We start from the raw sequence: 20165 nt of genomic DNA, 5'->3' as shown, positions 1-20165 counted from the left end.
ATGGAGCAAGCAATTTTCATAACCATCATGGTCTTTTTAACAATACTGCAGAGTATTATCCCTGTACTAATGCGAAAGTCACATGTATTTGGTGTGTATGTCCCGGATGAATATCAAAATAATCAATCTGTCCTGTTTTATAAAAAACTATACGTAGTTAGTTATATAGCAGTGTCTGGGATATTAATATTAGGTTATGCGTTATGGATGAATAAGCTGGATATCAGTGCGTCAGCTGCTTTAGGATTGGTGCTTGTTTTTTCTTTGATGATTTGGGGATTAATTTTATACTTTTATTGCCATGGTAAGCTGCTGCAGCTAAAAAGGCACACAGGCTGGTCTTCTGCTTTAAAGAAAGTGAATATAACAGACCTGGGTGCAAGAAAGCTCGATGAAATGCTGCCGTGGTATATAATAGCGATGCCTATAATATTTACAATAGGATTAAGTGTGCTCACTTTTACCCAGTACTCGCATATTCCAGAAAGTATCCCAACACATTGGGGAGCAAATGGTCAGCCAGACAGCTTTACTGAAAAAAGCTATTTTTCGGTTATTGCCAGTTTGTTACTCCAGTTTGTCTTACAAATTATGTTTGTTGGCATCCATGAGGGTACTAGAAAATCGGGGATTAAGATAAGTACTGCTAATAAACCTGGTTCAAGGATAAGACAATTGGGATTGAGAAAGTACAATAGTTGGTTTCTGGCGATTATCAATTTAGTACTTACTATATTATTATCCTTCCTGCAATTGTCTATTATATATCCAGGTATATTTAATCAGTCCCTTATGCTGCTTGTTCCGTTAGCCTTTTTAGCATTTGTGTTAATCGGAACTCTTGCTTATGCAATGAAAATTGGAAAGCTTAATCATGAGCATGGGGTTGTTTATTCAGACAAAAAGGAAGTATCTGATTTTGATTCAGACTATCATTGGAAAGCTGGTATTTTCTACTTTAATAAAAATGATCCATCCATTTTTGTCGAGAAAAGGTTTGGGGTGGGCTGGACCATTAATATGGCCAGACCATTAGCATATATCTATATTGTAGGTCCTCTTGTTCTTATTGTTATCTTATCAGTTTTCTTATAGTGTTAATCATTAAGGGGAATGCCTGAAGCATTTTCCTTTTTTTAGCATTCGGGTGCAGTGTGCAAGGGCAACTGAGATAAAATTATGCTATAATACAAGCGAAACAGAAGATGGAAGGGGCCAAGCTTGTGCCTAAACAATCAAACAACTGGTTCACAGGTGCTATCATACTGACTGTCGGAGCGCTTGTTGTCAAGATTTTAAGTGCGGTATACCGAATACCCTTTCAAAATATAGTCGGAGATACCGGTTTTTATATATACCAGCAAGTTTATCCTATTTATGGGGTGGCAATAGCTTTAAGTACATATGGATTTCCTGTTGTTATATCCAAGCTATATACGGAAATGAAGTCAAAAGAAGATCAGATTGGGATAGAAAGACTTATAAGTTCCTCTTTTATCCTTTTATACTCTTTGGGTATATGTGCATTCTTAATATTGTTCTTTGGGGCCGAGTTTCTCTCATCTGCAATGGGTGATAGAGATTTATCCATATTAATAAAAGTGATTTCTTTTGCATTCTTGTTTACACCCTTTATTGCAACATCGAGGGGAATTATTCAAGGGACAGGTAATATGATTCCAACTGCTGTTTCTCAAGTGGCAGAGCAACTAATGCGCGTGGGAACGATATTATTCTGTTCCATCTATTTCATTAGCAAAGGCTACTCCTTGTATAAGGTGGGAGCAGGAGCGATGCTTGGTTCTGTTACAGGTGGTATGCTCGCCTTTATCGTGCTGTTTTATTTTTATAGAAAGCAGTCCGTACGAACGGTAATTCATGCGCGCATAAGGAACCGTGATAATAAAAAAATAATAAAAAGAATTATATACGAAGGTATAACTATTTCAATAAGCAGTATGCTCCTCATCCTATTACAGCTTGCTGATTCTTTGACCATATATTCGGAACTCATAACTGCAGGGGCTCATAAAGATGAAGCAAAGGTGCTGAAGGGAATCTATGATAGAGGTCAGCCGCTTATTCAACTAGGTACGGTTATCTCTACTTCCATGGCTTTAACATTAGTTCCCTTCATAACAGGAGAGATGCTGAAAAAGAAGAAGGGCCTTTTAGTTGAAAAAGTCAGGTTTTCACTAGTGGTCAGCCTTTTCTTTGGATTCGGTGCATCCATAGGATTATTCAGCATGATTAACAAAGTGAACAGTATGCTTTTTCAAAATGAACAAGGTTCACATGTATTGGCGATTTTATGCTTTGTCATTTTGCTAAATGCAATGATTGTCACCTATACCGCAGTTCTTCAGGGATTAGGTGCCACACTCTATCCTGCTGTCATTGTGTTGCTAGGATTTATCTTTAAATATGCTATAAACGGACCGTTTGTTGCAGCTTATGGCACAAGTGGCGCTGCATATGCTACTAATTTGTCGTTAGCTTTGATTCTAGTATTTTTGGCTGTTAGATTGTATATGCTGTTAAAATTGCCACTCATAAATCAGAAACAAGTTACGGTCATCCTACTTGCAGCATTTTGTATGTACCTAACTGTTAAAGGGTACATTTATCTGACAGATAACTTAGCCCTTAAAGATGGAAGTCGTTTGCTGTCAGCCTTTCAATCCTTAAGCGGAGTAGCATTGGGAGGCTTCGTCTATGTCTTTCTTGTTCTCAGAGGCAATGTTTTTAAAGAGAAGGATTTGCTTACATTGCCGTTTGGTAGTAAATTGAGCTGGTTTTTACCTAAGAAAGGAAGGTAGTGGACAATGAGAAATATTAAAGTAATAGGCCTTGGTGCTGGAGATATGGAACAGCTTCCGCTAGGGGTTTATAGAAGCTTAACAAATAATAAAAATAAGGTTTATGTGCGTACAAAGGATCACCCTGTTTTAACTGTATTAGAACAAGAGGGTAGCAACTTTATTTATATGGATTATATATATGAGAAGTACGACCAATTTGAGGCAGTTTACAATGAAATTGTAGCTGTTCTTATGAAGGAAGCAGAGCAAGAGGATATAGTTTATGCCGTACCTGGACATCCGCTCGTAGCGGAAAAAACGGTGCAGCTTCTAATAGAAAGAAGTGAAGAAGGTGAGGTCAACCTTGAAATTGGCGGTGGCCAAAGCTTTTTGGACAGTATTTTTCAAGCTTTGAAAATTGATCCTATCGATGGATTTCAGCTTTTGGACGGAACAGATTTACGTAAGGATGAGCTGCAGTTCACACAGCATTTAATAATCGGACAAGTGTATGATGCATTTTCCGCATCAGAGGTTAAGCTTACCTTAATGGAGAAGCTTCCGTATGATTATCCTGTAACAATCGTAACGGCTGCAGGCAGTAAACAGGAGCAAATAAGAAGAATAGAACTTCATGAGTTGGATAGAGAGATGGAGTTAAATAATTTAACCTCACTATATGTACCTCCAGTTCAAGAGGAACGCATGCTTTATAAGCAGTTTTCGAGCTTAAGGAAAATAATTGCGGCACTGCGTGCTCCAGACGGATGTCCATGGGATAGAGAGCAGACCCACGAGTCACTAAGAAGCCATCTTATTGAAGAGGCTTATGAGCTGATTGAGGCAATTAATGAAGACGATATAGACAATATGATAGAAGAGCTTGGGGATGTGTTGCTTCAGGTTATGCTTCACAGCCAAATTGGAGAAGATGAGGGATATTTCTCTATCGATGACGTAATTGAGGGAATAGCTGCTAAAATGGTGCGCAGGCATCCGCATGTGTTTGGAAAGGCAAAAGCAGAAACAGTGGAAGATGTTTTAGACACATGGCAGCAAGCGAAGAATGCAGAAAAACCAAATAAACCAGCGTCAGTGCTTGATGGAGTACTGAACAGCTCAGCGAATCTTTCCAGAGCTTATGATCTTCAAAAGAAAGCGGCAAAAGCAGGCTTTGATTGGCCAGATGTTTCAGGCGCTTGGGAAAAGGTAAAGGAAGAAATCAGTGAGTTTAGGGAAGAAGTAGAAAATGGAGCCAGTCCGGAAAAAATGGAAAAAGAGTTTGGTGACATTTTGTTTTCCTTTGTTAATGTAGCTAGATATTACAAAATAGATCCAGAGTTAGCGATTTTTAGTACAAACCAAAAGTTCATTAACAGATTTCACTATATTGAAGCAAAGGTGAAGGAAATGGGTAAAGAGGTGCAGGAAGTTCCTTTGGAAACATTAGATGGATATTGGGAAGAGGCTAAACAGGTTGATAAAAACAAATAAGGAGTGCTGATAATATGCGTTTAGACAAATTTTTGAAAATCTCCCGCTTAATAAAAAGAAGAACATTAGCTAAAGAGGTTGCAGACCAAGGTAGAATTCTCATAAACGGAATTCAAGCAAAGGCGAGCAGTAATGTTAAAGTTGGCGATGAACTGCAAGTGAGGTTCGGCCAAAAAGTTGTAACGGTAAAAATTGAGTTACTGCAGGACTCAACGAAAAAAGAAGATGCAGCAAATATGTATAAAATTATTAAAGAAGAAACTGTTTCCTAGTTTCATCTGTGACGTATCAGGGTATAAATGAGCGAATAATGAAAGAAGCAATTTTCAAATAAGAGCTTGTTCTTTTTTCTTATCCCTTCTCATACACTTGTACAAATGATTGTACTTTTGTGATTGTGAGGGATTAAGATGAACCAAAATTATGATTCTAATACTGCAAAAACTAGCAACATAGAGCATGATGTCATTATGAGAGGAAGAAGGCTCCTTGATATAACAGGAGTCAAGCAAGTAGAGAGCTTTGATAATGAAGAATTTTTATTAGAAACAGTAATGGGCTTCTTATCTATTAGGGGTCAAAACCTGCAAATGAAAAACTTGGACGTAGAAAAAGGGATTGTTTCTATTAAAGGCAAAGTATTCGAGTTGTTGTATGTAGATGAGCAAAGTGGAGATAAAGCTAAAGGCTTCTTTAGCAAGATATTCCGATGACTTTATCCACTCAATTCATGACCATGCTGGCTATGGTTGGCATGGGTCTGTTTTTTGGAATTAGCTTAGATACGTATCAGTTCTTTCTAAAAAGAGCTGAGCGAAAACGAATTATCGTCTTTTTTCATGATCTCCTATTCTGGGTCCTGCAGGCTTTGTTAATGTTTTATGTGTTATTTTTAGTGAACCAAGGTGAAATTAGAATCTACTTAGTATTGGCATTATTATTGGGGTTTGCCACATACCAGGCCCTTTTGAAATCAATTTATCTATCCTTTTTAAAGCTAATTATTTCCCTCAGTGTCCGATTCTACCAGCTTACTGTCAAGCTAGTGGTGAATCTTATCTATAAACCTATAAAAACACTTATCCTATTTTTGGTGTCAGTTGTAATTTTCCTTCTAAAGGGACTTATGGCACTTGTCAATGGTGTAATCAGGGTATTAAGATTTATTCTGAAGGTTGTTTTATTACCTCTTAAATGGCTATTATCCTTAATATGGCTGGTTTTGCCGAAAAAGGTTAAATTAAACGTCGATAAATATTCTGGGAAATTGGCAGGATATTATACCATGATAAAGAAATATGTTAAGGAATGGATAAAAAATAGAAAAAAACAGTAAGGAAGGGAGGAGCAGAGTATGAGTGTATTAAGAAAACCGGACGTGACAAAACTACAAACAGACTATACCGTACAACAAGAAGAATTAAGCATTAGTGCAGCGAGAAAAAAGAAGCTTTTATTCCGGAGATTGGCTGCTTTTTCTATCTGTGCACTGGCAATAGGCTTTTTTATGATTTCAGCACTCATATCCCAGGGCTCCGTTTTGGAAGAAAAGGCTGCTGAAAAGAAAAAGCTTGATGGAAAGATAGCTCTGTTGGAGAAAGACGAAAAGAGTTTAAAGGAACAAATCGTAAAATTAAACGATGAAGATTATTTGGCCAAGCTTGCAAGAAAAGATTTACTTCTCTCAGAAAAAGGAGAAATAATTTTTAATATTCCAGACGGAAAAAATAAAACAAGCGATAGTGGAAAATAATAAGGACAACAGTTATATTGACACCCTTTTTTTTCATTTTGTATAATATAATATAAGTACGATTTTTTAAATCCTTAAGGAGGCAAAACTTTTTTATGTCAATCGAAGTAGGCAGCAAGTTACAAGGAAAGGTAACAGGAATTACTAATTTTGGTGCGTTTGTTGAACTACCAGAAGGCGCAACTGGTCTTGTTCATATAAGTGAGGTCGCAGACAATTATGTAAAAGACATTAATGATCACTTGAAAGTCGGAGACGCAGTAGAAGTGAAAGTTATTAATGTTGAGAAAGATGGCAAGATTGGCCTGTCTATTAAAAAAGCTAAAGACAGACCGGAACGACCAGAAAGATCAAATGACCGCGGAGATCGTAGAGAGTCAAGAGGCGGCTATTCAAATAACTCGTCAAGACCTCGTAACACGAAATCGCACCATGATAATCGTGCTCCAAAAGAGAACTTTGAATCCAAAGTGGCCCGTTTCTTAAAAGACAGTGAAGATCGGTTAGCTTCTCTTAAACGAAATACTGAGTCTAAACGCGGGGGAAGAGGCGCTAGACGAGGGTAACTTGCTGCTGAAAATTTTTTATTATAAATAAAAGCAGGGTTTATCGTTTATATATTCCCATAGCTTAAGCAAGCCATTACGGCTTGCTTTTTTGTTTTTTATTCTTAAAAAAGAATAAAAAAAGACGATAGAATAATCTATCGCCCTTTACAGATAGCGGCGGAGGGGATCGAACCCCCGACCTCACGGGTATGAACCGTACGCTCTAGCCAGCTGAGCTACACCGCCATGTATTTAATGCGTCATAAGCACAAGGTATATATTACAAAATTCTATGTTAAAAGTCAACTATTTTTTTTGAGAGGAAATTAGTTGTAGATATAATTCATATTTTGACAAATTGATTCAGGAATAGAACAAATGTTGAAAAAGGGTAAAACGAAAAATTATCGTGTGAAGGATAGGAAAGTTACAGCAGTAAAAAAGGGCGGCAGCTTGTTGATAGTTAATAGAAAGAGAGAGACTGTCTATTTTTATTTTAGCGAAATTTGTTTTAATTCAAGAAATTGATTGAAACAAGTCGAGAGAAACATGAAAGCTTGTCCGCTCTTTTGACAAACTTTTACTAATACAACTTTTATAATGATGTGCAACGATACCTGATAGGGAGTTGAGTAAAATGGAAAAAGTGGAAAGGGATATTATCGACGGTATTGCAGATGTAGACTTTGGCAAATCAAAAGAGGGATTTGGCGTGATTTATCATAAATTCCATACAAAAGTAGAGAACTTTTTTTTGGCCAAAGGCTATATACTTTTGGTTATTGGTTTTCTTTTAGGGAGAGCGCTGATACTTGCGACCTTAACACCGTTTGTCCTCCCTTTCTTTGCAGCAGTTTACTTGACACGGAAGGACAAGGCTCCATTAGCACTAGTTGGATTAATTGGAGGAGCTGCAACCCTTTCCTTGAAAGAGGCTTTTGTTAGCTTTATACTTGCGTTTCTATTCCTCATAGCGTACAAACTCCTAAGCAAATGGAGGAGAAATGAGAATACATTTGTTCCGATGCTTGTACTTGCGACTGTCCTGCTAGGATCTTTGACAGAGTCTTATATTTTATTAGACACAATTACTATGTACGGAGCTATGATGGCACTTGTAGAAGCTAGCTTAGGATATATTCTCACATTAATATTCATGCAAAGTCTTCCATTACTGACAATTAGCAAAAGAAGGCAAGCTTTAAAGACAGAAGAAATTGTTTGTCTTATCATCATGCTTGCTTCTGTTATGACCGGAACAATCGGATGGTCAATATATGACTTGTCGATTGAGCATATTATGTCGCGGTATCTGGTCCTTTTATTTGCATTTATAGCAGGTGCGACAATCGGTTCTACTGTAGGAGTAGTGACAGGATTGATATTTAGTCTTGCCAGTATTTCAAGCTTTTATCATATGAGTTTGCTTGCATTTTCTGGTTTGCTCGGAGGTTTACTGAAGGAAGGCAGGAAGGTAGGCGTAGCACTCGGACTGTATATTGCAACACTATTAATTGGTATGTATGGAGAAGGCGGAGGGGTATTGTCAGTATCTCTTATGGAAACCACCGTCTCTGTTTTTCTATTTATGTTAACTCCGTCTTTCTTAACGTCCCGAATAGCCAAGCATATTCCAGGCACTACAGAATATTCGCAGGAACAGCAGCAATATATGAGGAAAATGCGTGATGTTACAGCACAAAGGGTTTCTCAATTTTCCACAGTCTTTGAGGCTCTTTCAAACAGTTTTTCTGCTAAAAGCACAACAAATGATATAGATGACACAGACAGAGAGCTCGATTACTTCCTAAGCAATGTGACAGAAAAAACTTGTCAAACATGCTTTAGAAAGGAAGCTTGCTGGGCAAGAAACTTTAATACAACATATGATTATATGAAAGATATTATGACAGAAATGTCAGAGACAGACGGAAGTATTTCTTTAGGACTATCAAGAGAATGGGAAAAACATTGCACTAGATCAAAAAAAGTAACGGATGCCATTCATCAAGAATTGACATTATATCAGGCAAATCAAAAGCTGAAAAAACAAGTACAAGAGAGCAGAAAGCTAGTTGCAGACCAATTGCTCGGAGTTTCAGAGGTTATGGGTGATTTTGCAAAGGAAATACAGAGAGAAAGAGAAAATCACCACAAACAAGAGGAGCTTATACTTGAAGCTATCCAGGATTTTGGCATTCATATTGAAAATGTGGAAATTTACAGTCTTGAGCAAGGTAATGTGGATATAGATATAACCATTCCATATAATACTGGCTTTGGAGAATGTGAAAAGCTGATAGCACCAATGCTTTCAGACATCTTAAAAGAAACTATCATTGTTAATAAAGAGGAGAGTGCAGGTTACGGCCATGATTATAGCCATGCTACTTTCCGTTCTGCGAAGGCATTTGTGGTGGAAACTGGTGTAGCACATGCTGCTAAGGACGGAGGTTTTATATCTGGAGACAGCTATTCGACAATAGAGTTAGGGTTAGGAAAGTATGCTGTGGCAATAAGTGACGGCATGGGTAACGGGGAAAGAGCACATTTAGAAAGTGAAGAAACATTGCAGCTCCTCCAAAAAATACTTCAGTCTGGAATAGAAGAACAGGTTGCTATTAAATCAATCAACTCTGTACTGTCCCTAAGAACAACAGATGAAATTTTTGCAACTTTAGATTTAGCCATGATTGACTTGCAAAATGCAAATGCTAAGTTTCTCAAGATTGGTTCAACACCAAGCTTTATTAAAAGAGGATCAAAGGTAATTAAAATTCAAGCAAGCAACCTGCCAATGGGAATTGTTCAGGAGTTTGATGTCGATGTGGTCAGTGAGCAGTTAAAAGCAGGGGACCTGTTAATTATGATGAGTGATGGCGTTTTTGAAGGGCCGAAGCATGTCGAAAACTTTGACCTGTGGATGAAGAGAAAAATTAAAGAATTGAAGACAGATAGCCCGCAGGAGGTTGCTGACCTTATTATGGAAGAAGTGATTCGCTCACGTTCTGGCCTTATTGAAGACGATATGACAGTTCTAGTTGCGCAAATTAATCACAATATTCCGAAATGGTCTTCTATTCCAATGAGAGGTTTTCATCAAAAAGCGAACTAGTTCTATAAATTAGAGGTATAAATGCTCTTCTTTCCGTCGAAAATGGGACTAATCATTCGAGATGGAGGGGAGAAACAATGAAGACAGGTACATTAAAGCAAATTTTGCTCATTACAGATGGTTGCTCCAATCAGGGGAATGACCCTATTGCAATGGCTGCCTTAGCAAATGAGCAAGGAATTACAGTAAATGTAATTGGTGTGATGGAAAAGGATATAATTGATGATCGCGGATTAAAGGAAATAGAGGAGATTGCTCTTTCCGGTGGTGGCGTGAGCCAAGTTGTTTATGCACAGCAGCTTGCTCAAACAGTTCAAATGGTAACAAAAAAAGCGATGACGCAAACCTTGCAGGGAGTTGTAAACAAAGAATTACAGCAAATATTAGGCAGTGCAAGCAAGGTGGAGGATTTGCCCCCGGAAAAAAGAGGAGAAGTGATGGAGGTTGTGGATGAGCTCGGCGAAACGGTTGAACTAGAAGTACTTGTTTTGGTTGATACTAGTGCAAGCATGAAGCATAAGCTTCCAACAGTTAAAGAAGCACTGATTGATTTATCTTTAAGCTTGAATGCAAGATCAGGTGAAAACAGGTATTCTGTGTTCGTATTTCCCGGGAAAAAGAAAGATGTCGAAAAAATGCTTGATTGGACTCCACGTCTAGAATCATTAACTAGTATTTTCTCTAAGCTTACAACGGGAGGCATTACTCCAACAGGTCCTGCTTTAAAGGAAGCTATCCAATACTTTAAGCAAAAACGTTCATTAAGGAGTCTGATTAGACGTGACGATGATGAATTCTATGAAGAGTCCATTTAAGATAAATCGGGGAACGGTAATTAGAGGCAAATGGCATAAAAAGGAATATACTATTATTAAAGAGCTTGGTTTTGGCGCGAATGGCACAGTTTTTCTTGCAGATTCCAGTCTCGGAAAAGTGGCTTTAAAGCTAAGTGAAAATGGCATGTCCATTATTTCAGAGGTAAATGTATTGAAATCCTTTGCTAAGGTCCAAGGTTACAGCCTTGGACCTTCTTTAATAGATGTTGATGATTGGAACACAACAAGTGGCACCATTTCTTTTTACGTCATGGAGTATATAAACGGCCCTAATCTTCTAGCCTTTATTGAGAATAAGGATAATTCTTGGGTTAATGTTCTAATGATTCAGCTTTTAAAAGATTTGCAGGTCCTGCATGAAAATAACTGGGTATTTGGTGACTTAAAGCCCGAAAACTTAATTATTAATGGGCCGCCTACAAGAATAAGATGCATTGACGTTGGCGGTACTACCATTATTGGGAGAGCAATCAAGGAATTTACAGAGTTTTACGATCGTGGCTACTGGGGACTCGGCTCAAGAAAGGCAGAACCCTCATATGACCTGTTTGCGGTTGCAATGATTATGATAAATATCTATTATCCAAACAGATTCAACAAAGTAGAAGGTGGTCTAAAACAGATCCAAATAATGATTCAAAAAAAACATGAGCTAGTGCAATATGAAAACGTGCTTATAAAGGCACTGACAGGCCGTTATAGAAGTGCTGTTGAAATGAGAAAGGAATTAATACAGCTTTCAAGCGGTAACGAAACAAGGACAACAACAAGGACAAGCTTAAATACAGCAAGTAGAACAAAAACCCCTACTGTTAGTACTAGAGGAACAAGGGGAAGGATGCAAGCACAACAAGGAAAGATAACGAAAAAGAAAAAAAGGACTGGCTATTTGGAATCTATCCTATTAATCGTTGTCATATCACTGTTGTATATTGTATATATTTATGGACAATTGACCTGATATAAGTCTGATGAAAGTAGGTAGTGGGTAAAGCACTTGGTGTTACATTCTCAAAAATGTTATTCTTACATAAGCAGACTGCATACATAAAAAGGTCATAAGAAGTTACTATGCAGAATAGTGATAAATTAAGGAAGTATTTTTTATGTTAGAAGAAAAAGTAGAAGATTATTTAACAAAAAAAGGAGTATTCCTAAGCGGGAAAAAAGTTTTGGTAGGCGTATCTGGAGGACCTGATTCCCTTGCCCTCCTCCATTTCCTATGGAGCAGGGAGTCGACTTGGAATATTAGTGTGATGGCTGCCCATATGGATCATATGTTCAGAGGGGAGGAATCGCTGGATGAGGCAAAATTTGTTGAAGATTTTTGTAGAGATAGGTCTATTCCTATCAAGTGGAAACAAATTAATATGCCGGCAATAATAGAGGAAACAGGGAAAAATGGTCAAATGACATCAAGAGAGTACCGTTATGCATTCTACAAGGAAGTAATGGATGAATATGAGATTCCTTTCCTTGCTCTTGGTCATCATGGAGATGATCAGGTGGAAACAATTTTGATGCGCTTGACTAGAGGCAGCAGTGCTAAAGCTAGAGCTGGAATTCCTTTCAGCCGTCCGTTTGGGCCAGGAAGTTTATTTAGGCCATTTTTATGTTTAGAAAAACAGGAAATAGAGGAATACTGTAATAAGTATATGCTTTTCCCTAGAAGAGATCCGAGTAACGATAAGGAAGTTTACAGCAGGAATAGATTTCGCAAGCATATTCTTCCTTTTTTGAAAAAAGAGAACCCAAATGCTACGGCACATTTTCAACGGTTTAGCGAAGAAGCGGCTGAGGATGAGACTTTTTTAATGGCAGCAACAAAAGCCGTTTGGGAGCAAGTTGTAAAGAATCAGAAGGAAAATGAAATAACCATTGACATTGAAGCATTTCTCTCAATAGCTATTTCTTTACAAAGAAGATGTATTCATCTAATATTAAACTATCTCTATAAAGAGAAGATATCTTCATTATCCGCCTTACATACTAACCAAATAATTACATTATTTCAAAATCCACATTCTTCCGGAAAGATTGATCTCCCAGAAGGTTTGAAGGTAGTCAAATCCTACAATTTGGCGCACTTTCAATTAAACATTTCTCCAAATGAACCCTTTTATTATGAAATTTTAAAAACGGGAGAGATATTATTACCAAATGGGTATTATATTAGGGTAGAATATACTAGCAACACTCCATATGTGACTGGAGATGCTATTATAGTCGATTCTGATTTAATTACATTACCTATTGTTATAAGAACAAGGAGGAATGGAGACAGGATAAAAGTTAGAGGAATGGATGGGATGAAGAAAGTAAAGGGTATATTCATCGATGCAAAGATTCCTCTGCAAGAGAGAGACAGCTGGCCAATTGTTACAGATGGGAACGATAACATTTTATGGCTCCCAGGTTTAAAAAAATCTGTTTATTCTTTAAAGCAGGCGAATAGTGGTTATAATCTATTAATAACATATAAAAAGCAATGATCTTCTAGGGGGCACACAAGCAATGAAACATGATATCGAAAAAATATTGATTTCTGAGGAAGAATTACAAAGCAAGATTAAAGACCTTGGACACCAATTGACAGAGGACTACAAGGATAAGTTTCCTTTGGCTGTTGGAGTGCTTAAAGGGGCAATGCCATTTATGGCCGACCTTTTAAAACGCATGGATACATATCTTGAAATGGATTTCATGGATGTATCAAGCTATGGAAATTCCACTGTTTCTTCAGGTGAAGTGAAAATCCTTAAGGATTTGGATACTTCTGTTGAGGGTAGAGATATCCTTATACTTGAAGACATCATTGACAGCGGTTTGACATTGAGCTATCTTGTTGAACTATTCCGCTATCGCAAAGCAAAATCAATCAAGATTGTGACACTGCTTGATAAGCCTTCTGGAAGGAAAGTAGATTTACAAGCTGATTACATTGGATTTATCGTCCCAGATGAATTTGTAGTTGGTTACGGTCTGGATTATGCAGAAAGATACCGCAATTTGCCTTATATCGGCGTTTTAAAACCAGAAGTTTATACTAACACTAACGAGTAAGTGGAGTAACTGGGAAGTTTCGAGTTCAAGAGGGTAATTTCTTGAATTTACACAATTTTCTATGTTACTATACAATATAGTTTGTTTACCGTGGGAGGAGGTAAGGGATGAACCGTATTTTCCGTAATACCATCTTTTATTTATTGATATTTTTAGTAATTATTGGTGTGGTAAGTTTCTTTAATGGAAATAACGAACCAACCAAGCAATTATCGTATACCGAGCTGATTGAGCACCTTGAAGCAGGTGATGTAAGTTCGATTACACAGCAGCCAGAACGAGGCGTTTTAGAATTACGAGGACAGCTAGACTCTTACAGCAAGGATGAATACTTCGTATCCTATGTAACGAATAATGAAACTGTTCAAAACCGTATTGATAAAGCGGCTACAGAAGGATCAAAAATTGATGTCCTTCCTGCACAAGAAACAAGCAGCTGGGTGACATTCTTTACTTCTATTATTCCTTTTGTCATTATATTCATCTTGTTCTTCTTCTTGCTTAACCAAGCGCAAGGCGGCGGCAGTCGTGTTATGAACTTCGGTAAGAGCAAAGCGAAGCTTTATAATGAAGAGAAGAAGAAAGTCCGTTTTAAAGATGTAGCAGGAGCGGATGAAGAGAAGCAAGAGCTAGTGGAAGTTGTAGAATTCCTGAAAGATCCAAGAAAATTTGCTGAGTTAGGCGCAAGAATTCCTAAGGGTGTCCTTCTTAATGGACCTCCAGGTACAGGTAAAACATTGCTTGCAAGAGCAGTAGCAGGTGAAGCAGGCGTTCCGTTCTTCTCCATCAGCGGATCTGACTTCGTAGAAATGTTTGTAGGGGTCGGTGCATCTCGTGTACGTGACCTATTTGAAACAGCGAAAAAGAATGCGCCATGTATTATCTTTATAGATGAGATTGATGCTGTAGGGCGTCAGCGTGGAGCAGGTCTTGGCGGAGGCCATGACGAGCGTGAACAGACTTTGAACCAGCTATTGGTTGAAATGGACGGGTTTGGTGCAAACGAAGGGATAATCATTGTCGCTGCAACTAACCGACCGGACATTCTTGACCCAGCATTATTACGTCCAGGCCGATTTGACCGTCAAATCACTGTTGACAGACCTGATGTAACAGGCCGCGAAGCTGTATTACGTGTACATGCTCGCAATAAGCCATTAGATTCATCTGTTGACTTAAAGAGTATTGCAATGCGTACACCAGGTTTCTCAGGTGCAGATTTGGAAAACCTATTGAACGAAGCAGCACTTGTTGCTGCAAGATCAGATAAGAAAAAGATTGATATGGAAGATATGGATGAGGCGACAGATCGTGTTATCGCTGGTCCATCTAAGAAAAGCCGTGTCATCTCTAAAAAAGAAAGAAACATTGTTGCCTATCATGAAGCTGGTCATACAATCATTGGGGTTGTTCTTGATGAAGCAGATATGGTGCACAAAGTTACTATCGTTCCAAGAGGTCAAGCTGGAGGATATGCAGTAATGCTTCCTAAAGAAGATCGTTTCCTAATGACGAAAAAAGAGTTATTAGATAAGATTACTGGTTTGCTGGGTGGTCGTGTGGCAGAAGACATCGTCTTTGGCGAAGTCAGCACTGGTGCACATAATGACTTCCAAAGAGCAACAAATATTGCACGCAAAATGGTTACTGAATATGGAATGAGTGAAAAGCTAGGACCACTTCAGTTTGGCCAAGCGCAAGGAGGTCAAGTATTCCTTGGCAGAGATTTGAATAATGAGCAAAACTATTCAGATGCTATTGCTTACGATATTGACCAGGAAATTCAACGCATCATTAAAGAGAGCTATGAAAGAGCGAAAACAATCTTAACTGAAAACAGGGAAAAACTAAACTTGATTGCTGAAACATTGTTGGAAATCGAAACATTGGATGCAGAGCAAATCAACAGCCTTTATAAGGATGGAGTTCTTCCAGATCGTTCAAAAAAAGCTGACTCTTTCACTAATGATGATGTGAAAGTTAACATCAACATGAAAAAAGAAGATGAAGAGCCTAAAGAAGATTAATCTTCAGTGAATAGGCTGTTACGAGAAGGGATGCACATGGTGCATCCCTTTTTTTTATTTTGCCTGAGGTCATTGGATTTCACTTACAAATGCTCGTATGTTATGATATTTAGTGCTGATAATCCATACATCTATTGAAGGCAGCCGCTGCTTAAATAGATGGTGTTTGAAGAATACTAAAAAAGTGGTGACTGACTTTGATTTTTGTTTTTGATATTGGGAATACAAATATTGTGCTTGGAGTATATGATGGCGATAAATTGACTCAACATTGGAGAATTGAGACAAACCGGTTTAAAACAGAGGATGAGTATGGCATGATAATCAAGTCCTTGTTTGATCATGTTGGTTTGAAATTCTCGGATATTGATGGGATTATCATTTCCTCTGTAGTTCCTCCTATCATGTTCTCTTTAGAGAGAATGTGTCAGAAGTACTTTAATATTAAACCTTTAGTGGTGGGACCTGGAACGAAAACAGGATTAAACATTAAATATGATAATCCAAAAGAGGTTGGTGCTGACAGAATAGTGAATGCAGTTGCAGCTATTCATGAGTACGGCAGCCCATTAATCGTTGTAGATTTTGGAACAGCGACAACTTTTTGTTATATAAACGAACATAAGCAATATATGGGTGGAGCAATTGCACCTGGCATTAATATTGCGACAGAAGCACTTTACTCAAAGGCTGCTAAGCTGCCAAGAATAGAGATTGCCCGCCCTGATGGAGTCGTTGGTAAAAACACGGTTTCGGCAATGCAATCTGGGATATTATATGGATATGTTGGACAAGTTGAGGGTATTGTAAAAAGAATGAAGGAACAGAGCAAGGAAAATCCGAAAGTTATTGCAACTGGAGGTTTAGCTAACCTTATTAGTCAAGAATCAAATGCGATTGACATTGTAGATCCGTTTTTAACATTAAAGGGATTGCAGCTTATATATAAAAAGAACAAAGAAAGCAAATAACACCATATTGCTGGGAGAAGCTAATTAGAAAAGGGGTATTATATGAGTGACTATTTAGTAAAAGCATTAGCTTTTAATGACCAAGTGCGAGCATATGCTGTAAAAAGCACAGAGACAGTTGCAGAGGCACAGCGCAGACATTACACATGGCCGACTGCATCTGCAGCGTTGGGAAGAACACTTTCTGCAACGGCAATGCTGGGAGCGATGCTAAAAGGTGATCAAAAATTAACTGTAAAAGTTGACGGCGGCGGACCTATAGGTGCGATTTTGGCTGATGGTAATGCAAAGGGTGAAGTGAGAGGGTACGTAACAAACCCACAAACACATTTTGACCTTAACGAAAATGGAAAACTAGATGTAAGAAGAGCTGTTGGGACAGAAGGAACGCTTTCTGTTGTGAAGGACATTGGCATGCGTGACTACTTTACTGGCCAAGTACCGATTGTTTCTGGTGAGCTTGGAGATGATTTCACCTACTATTTAGTAACTTCTGAGCAAGTACCATCATCTGTTGGTGTTGGGGTGCTTGTAAATCCTGATAATTCAATTCTAGCAGCTGGGGGCTTTATCATTCAGCTTTTACCGGGAACAGATGACGAAACAATCACGAAAATTGAGCAGAGATTACAACAAATACCGCCAATTTCCAAATTAATTCAAAGAGGTCTTACTCCAGAGGAAATTCTTGAAGAGATATTCGAAAAAGATAATTTGAAGATTATTGAAACAATGCCGATTTCCTTTACATGTACATGCTCTAAAGAACGGTTTACTAATGCAATCATCAGCTTAGGTAAAGCGGAGCTTGAAGATATGATTGCAACAGATGAAAAGGCTGAAGCACACTGTCATTTCTGTAATGAAAAGTACCTTTTCACTAAAGAAGAGCTAGAAGAGCTTCTTGAAGAAGCGAAGTGAAGATGAGAGCCAAGTGCCAAAGTGCACAGGCTCTTTTTTCTGTGTTATCGTAAGTTTTTACAGTAAATAATCCGTTTGGCTTTTTTCAGAAAATAAGAACAAATCAATTGACAAAATAGGCATTCATTGATAAATTAATAATACAATACCAATTAATATACTCGGATTAAAGATAAGGGAGAGATTAAGAATGACTCGTATTGCTAACTCAGTTGTAGATTTAATAGGTCAAACTCCTATTGTGAAATTAAACCGTTTAACAGATGAATCAAGTGCAGATGTATACCTTAAATTAGAATATATGAATCCTGGAAGCAGTGTTAAAGACCGTATTGCTCTAGCAATGATAGAAGCAGCTGAAAAGAGCGGTGACTTGAAACCGGACAGCACAATTATTGAACCTACTAGTGGTAACACTGGAATTGGGCTAGCAATGGTTGCTGCAGCAAAAGGTTATAAGTCAATCCTTGTAATGCCTGAAACGATGAGTTTAGAACGCCGTAACCTGCTAAGAGCATACGGTGCTGAACTAGTATTGACACCAGGTCCTGAGGGCATGGGCGGTGCTATCCGCAAAGCGGAAGAATTAGCTAAGGAAAACGGCTATTTCCTTCCACAGCAATTTAAGAACGTATCTAATCCCGAAGTTCATAGAAACACTACAGGACCAGAAATCATTGCAGCTTTTGGTGATGATAGCGTGGATGCATTTATCGCCGGAATTGGAACTGGCGGAACAATCACGGGTGCTGGAGAAGTTCTGAAGGAAAAGTATAATGATATTAAAATTTATGCAGTGGAACCAACAGATTCTCCAGTGTTATCTGGTGGGAAACCTGGTCCCCACAAAATCCAAGGAATCGGTGCAGGCTTTGTTCCAGAAATCCTAAACAGCGAAGTTTATGATGAAATCATTCAAGTGACAACGGAACAAGCGTTCGATTACGCTAGAAAAGCAGGTAAAGAGGAAGGTATTCTTGGGGGAATCTCTTCTGGTGCTGCGATCTATGCTGCCTTGAAGGTTGCTAAAGAACTAGGTAAGGGCAAAAAAGTTGTAGCAATTATCCCAAGTAACGGAGAACGTTATTTGAGCACAGCGTTGTATCAATTTGATGAAGAGTAATAGAAAAGAAAAAAAGCAGCCTATCGGCTGCTTTTTTTGTTGTCAAATTTTTTTGGTTTTCCTCCAATTCATCATGTATGATGATAAAAGAGAATTCGAAGGAGCGATAGTGAAGTGAAAAAATATAAGGTTTATAGCAGAAGTATAAGCATTTCATATGAACAGTTTTATGAACAGTTTATCCAGATGGCTCAGGAAGCGCAATATTATACCATTTTGGAAAGTGGAAGGGGCGGAAGATACAGTATTGCTGCAATGAACCCTATTGTCACAATGATTGGAAAGAATAATTCACTTGAAGTAGCAGACATAGATGGTACAACAATAATTAAAGGCAACCCGCTCCATTCTGTTAAAAGGAAGATGAAGGAATATGAAGTGGAGAGTAACCATGAGTCTCCTGAGTTTCAAGGAGGAGCAATTGGATTCATCAGCTATGATTATATTCGCTATATCGAAGAACTGCCAAATCTAGCAGCAGATGATTTAGAAACGCCAGATGTTTTCTTCATGCTCTTTGACAATTGGTATGTTTACGATTTGCAGGAAAAGAAGCTTTGGTTATCAAACCTTTACAAAGACGAAAATATTACTGCTGTGAAGGATGGTGTAGAGTCAGCAGTGAAAAAATTTCATGAGCGAAAAGATTCCACACTTCAAACGATAGCACCTGAAAAAACAGAGGGCCAACAAGTTTCGATAAAGGATAACGAGTTCCAGCAATCGGTTAGAAAAATACAAGATTATATTGCTCAGGGAGACGTTTTTCAAGTGAACTTATCGGTTCGGCAAATGACTCCTTTGGGCGTTTCAGCTTTAGATGTATATAATCAACTGCGCATTTTGAATCCATCACCGTATATGGGATATTTCCACACACCTGAATTTCAGCTTGTTTCCGGTTCACCTGAACTGTTAGTGAAGAAAAAGGACAATGAGATTAGTACACGTCCAATAGCGGGGACAAGATCAAGAGGGAAAGATGATCAGGAAGATCAAAAGCTTGCGGATGAACTAATCGGAAGCGAAAAAGAACGGGCAGAGCATGTTATGCTTGTTGACCTAGAGCGAAATGACCTGGGCAGGGTAAGTGAATACGGCTCTGTTGAAGTTAATGAATTTATGGCGATAGAAAAGTATTCACATGTCATGCATATTGTATCAAATGTAAGAGGCAGGCTTGCTCCTGACTGTGATGAATATGATTTAATTGACAGTATGTTTCCAGGAGGAACGATAACGGGAGCTCCGAAAATACGAACGATGGAAATTATTGAAGAGCTTGAGCCTGTCAGGAGAGGGCCGTATACTGGTTCACTAGGCTGGATCGGATTTAATAACGATGTTGAATTAAATATTATGATTAGGACAATGCTCGTGAAGGACAATAAAGCTTATGTACAAGCAGGAGCTGGAATTGTTATCGATTCTGTCCCGAGTAATGAATATAAGGAATCAATGAAAAAAGCCAGAGCTTTATGGAATGCAAAAGAGCTGGCAGAAGAGAAGTAGG

General features: G+C 38.2%; 18 protein-coding genes and 1 tRNA gene. 18 read left to right on the top strand and 1 reads right to left on the bottom strand.

Annotated features, from left to right (window positions below):
* The 8 genes from CEQ21_RS12840 (at nucleotide 1) to CEQ21_RS12805 (ending at nucleotide 6614) form a co-directional block, all read left to right on the top strand.
* Nucleotides 1–1095, top strand: coding sequence for a DUF1648 domain-containing protein (locus CEQ21_RS12840; RefSeq protein WP_185764876.1), 1095 nt, complete (start codon nucleotides 1–3; stop codon nucleotides 1093–1095).
* A gap of 128 nt (nucleotides 1096–1223) precedes the next feature.
* Nucleotides 1224–2819: a putative polysaccharide biosynthesis protein gene (locus tag CEQ21_RS12835; RefSeq protein ID WP_235907247.1), complete on the top strand. Its 1596-nt coding sequence runs from the start codon at nucleotides 1224–1226 to the stop codon at nucleotides 2817–2819.
* 6 nt (nucleotides 2820–2825) lie between these two features.
* Complete coding sequence (gene mazG / locus CEQ21_RS12830; RefSeq protein ID WP_185764874.1) at nucleotides 2826–4295, top strand: bifunctional methyltransferase/pyrophosphohydrolase YabN; 1470 nt, start codon at nucleotides 2826–2828, stop codon at nucleotides 4293–4295.
* 14 nt (nucleotides 4296–4309) lie between these two features.
* Nucleotides 4310–4567, top strand: a complete 258-nt coding sequence (locus CEQ21_RS12825) for an RNA-binding S4 domain-containing protein (RefSeq protein WP_185764873.1) — start codon at nucleotides 4310–4312, stop codon at nucleotides 4565–4567.
* Nucleotides 4568–4705: 138 nt separating this feature from the next.
* Complete coding sequence (yabP, locus tag CEQ21_RS12820; RefSeq protein WP_185764872.1) at nucleotides 4706–5008, top strand: sporulation protein YabP; 303 nt, start codon at nucleotides 4706–4708, stop codon at nucleotides 5006–5008.
* On the top strand, nucleotides 5005–5631 hold the full coding sequence (gene yabQ / locus CEQ21_RS12815) for a spore cortex biosynthesis protein YabQ (RefSeq protein WP_185764871.1): 627 nt from the start codon (nucleotides 5005–5007) through the stop codon (nucleotides 5629–5631). Before yabP ends, yabQ begins: the two co-directional genes overlap by 4 nt.
* 18 nt (nucleotides 5632–5649) lie before the next feature.
* On the top strand, nucleotides 5650–6048 hold the full coding sequence (locus CEQ21_RS12810; RefSeq protein WP_185764870.1) for an FtsB family cell division protein: 399 nt from the start codon (nucleotides 5650–5652) through the stop codon (nucleotides 6046–6048).
* Nucleotides 6049–6143: 95 nt separating this feature from the next.
* The gene (locus CEQ21_RS12805) at nucleotides 6144–6614 is read left to right on the top strand and encodes a S1 domain-containing RNA-binding protein (RefSeq protein WP_185764869.1); all 471 of its coding nucleotides are present in this window, start codon (nucleotides 6144–6146) and stop codon (nucleotides 6612–6614) included.
* A 154-nt stretch (nucleotides 6615–6768) separates the two neighbouring features.
* On the opposite strand, the gene CEQ21_RS12800 is transcribed toward CEQ21_RS12805, so the two are convergent.
* A tRNA-Met gene (locus CEQ21_RS12800) sits at nucleotides 6769–6842 on the bottom strand.
* Between the two features lie 391 nt (nucleotides 6843–7233).
* Between CEQ21_RS12800 and spoIIE the strand changes: the two genes are divergently transcribed.
* The 10 genes from spoIIE (at nucleotide 7234) to CEQ21_RS12750 (ending at nucleotide 20164) form a co-directional block, all read left to right on the top strand.
* On the top strand, nucleotides 7234–9711 hold the full coding sequence (gene spoIIE, locus CEQ21_RS12795; RefSeq protein ID WP_185764868.1) for a stage II sporulation protein E: 2478 nt from the start codon (nucleotides 7234–7236) through the stop codon (nucleotides 9709–9711).
* Between the two features lie 77 nt (nucleotides 9712–9788).
* Nucleotides 9789–10526 carry a vWA domain-containing protein gene (locus CEQ21_RS12790; RefSeq protein ID WP_127742514.1) on the top strand — a complete coding sequence of 246 codons (738 nt, stop codon included), beginning with the start codon at nucleotides 9789–9791 and terminating at the stop codon, nucleotides 10524–10526.
* Nucleotides 10498–11508, top strand: coding sequence for a protein kinase domain-containing protein (locus CEQ21_RS12785; RefSeq protein WP_185767259.1), 1011 nt, complete (start codon nucleotides 10498–10500; stop codon nucleotides 11506–11508). The genes CEQ21_RS12790 and CEQ21_RS12785 overlap by 29 nt, the downstream gene beginning before the upstream one ends.
* A gap of 145 nt (nucleotides 11509–11653) precedes the next feature.
* Nucleotides 11654–13039 (top strand): tRNA lysidine(34) synthetase TilS, encoded by a 1386-nt coding sequence (gene tilS, locus CEQ21_RS12780; RefSeq protein WP_185764867.1) that lies wholly within the window; start codon nucleotides 11654–11656, stop codon nucleotides 13037–13039.
* Nucleotides 13040–13061: 22 nt separating this feature from the next.
* A complete protein-coding gene (gene hpt / locus CEQ21_RS12775; protein ID WP_185764866.1) occupies nucleotides 13062–13610 on the top strand; it encodes a hypoxanthine phosphoribosyltransferase in 549 nt (182 codons plus the stop codon).
* Between the two features lie 107 nt (nucleotides 13611–13717).
* The gene (gene ftsH, locus CEQ21_RS12770; protein ID WP_185764865.1) at nucleotides 13718–15637 is read left to right on the top strand and encodes an ATP-dependent zinc metalloprotease FtsH; all 1920 of its coding nucleotides are present in this window, start codon (nucleotides 13718–13720) and stop codon (nucleotides 15635–15637) included.
* Nucleotides 15638–15834: 197 nt separating this feature from the next.
* Nucleotides 15835–16608: a type III pantothenate kinase gene (locus CEQ21_RS12765; protein ID WP_144458390.1), complete on the top strand. Its 774-nt coding sequence runs from the start codon at nucleotides 15835–15837 to the stop codon at nucleotides 16606–16608.
* Nucleotides 16609–16650: 42 nt separating this feature from the next.
* Nucleotides 16651–17529 carry an Hsp33 family molecular chaperone HslO gene (gene hslO, locus CEQ21_RS12760; RefSeq protein ID WP_185764864.1) on the top strand — a complete coding sequence of 293 codons (879 nt, stop codon included), beginning with the start codon at nucleotides 16651–16653 and terminating at the stop codon, nucleotides 17527–17529.
* A 190-nt stretch (nucleotides 17530–17719) separates the two neighbouring features.
* Nucleotides 17720–18652, top strand: coding sequence for a cysteine synthase A (gene cysK, locus CEQ21_RS12755; RefSeq protein WP_185764863.1), 933 nt, complete (start codon nucleotides 17720–17722; stop codon nucleotides 18650–18652).
* Nucleotides 18653–18766: 114 nt separating this feature from the next.
* Nucleotides 18767–20164 (top strand): anthranilate synthase component I family protein, encoded by a 1398-nt coding sequence (locus tag CEQ21_RS12750; protein ID WP_235907246.1) that lies wholly within the window; start codon nucleotides 18767–18769, stop codon nucleotides 20162–20164.
* Nucleotide 20165: the final 1 nt, after the last annotated feature.

Origin of the sequence: Niallia circulans (genome assembly GCF_007273535.1) — a bacterium.
Classification (GTDB): Bacteria; Bacillota; Bacilli; order Bacillales; family Cytobacillaceae; genus Niallia; species Niallia circulans_B.
Note: the sequence above shows the minus strand (reverse complement) of the source record. Positions and strands in the feature narration are given on the sequence as shown.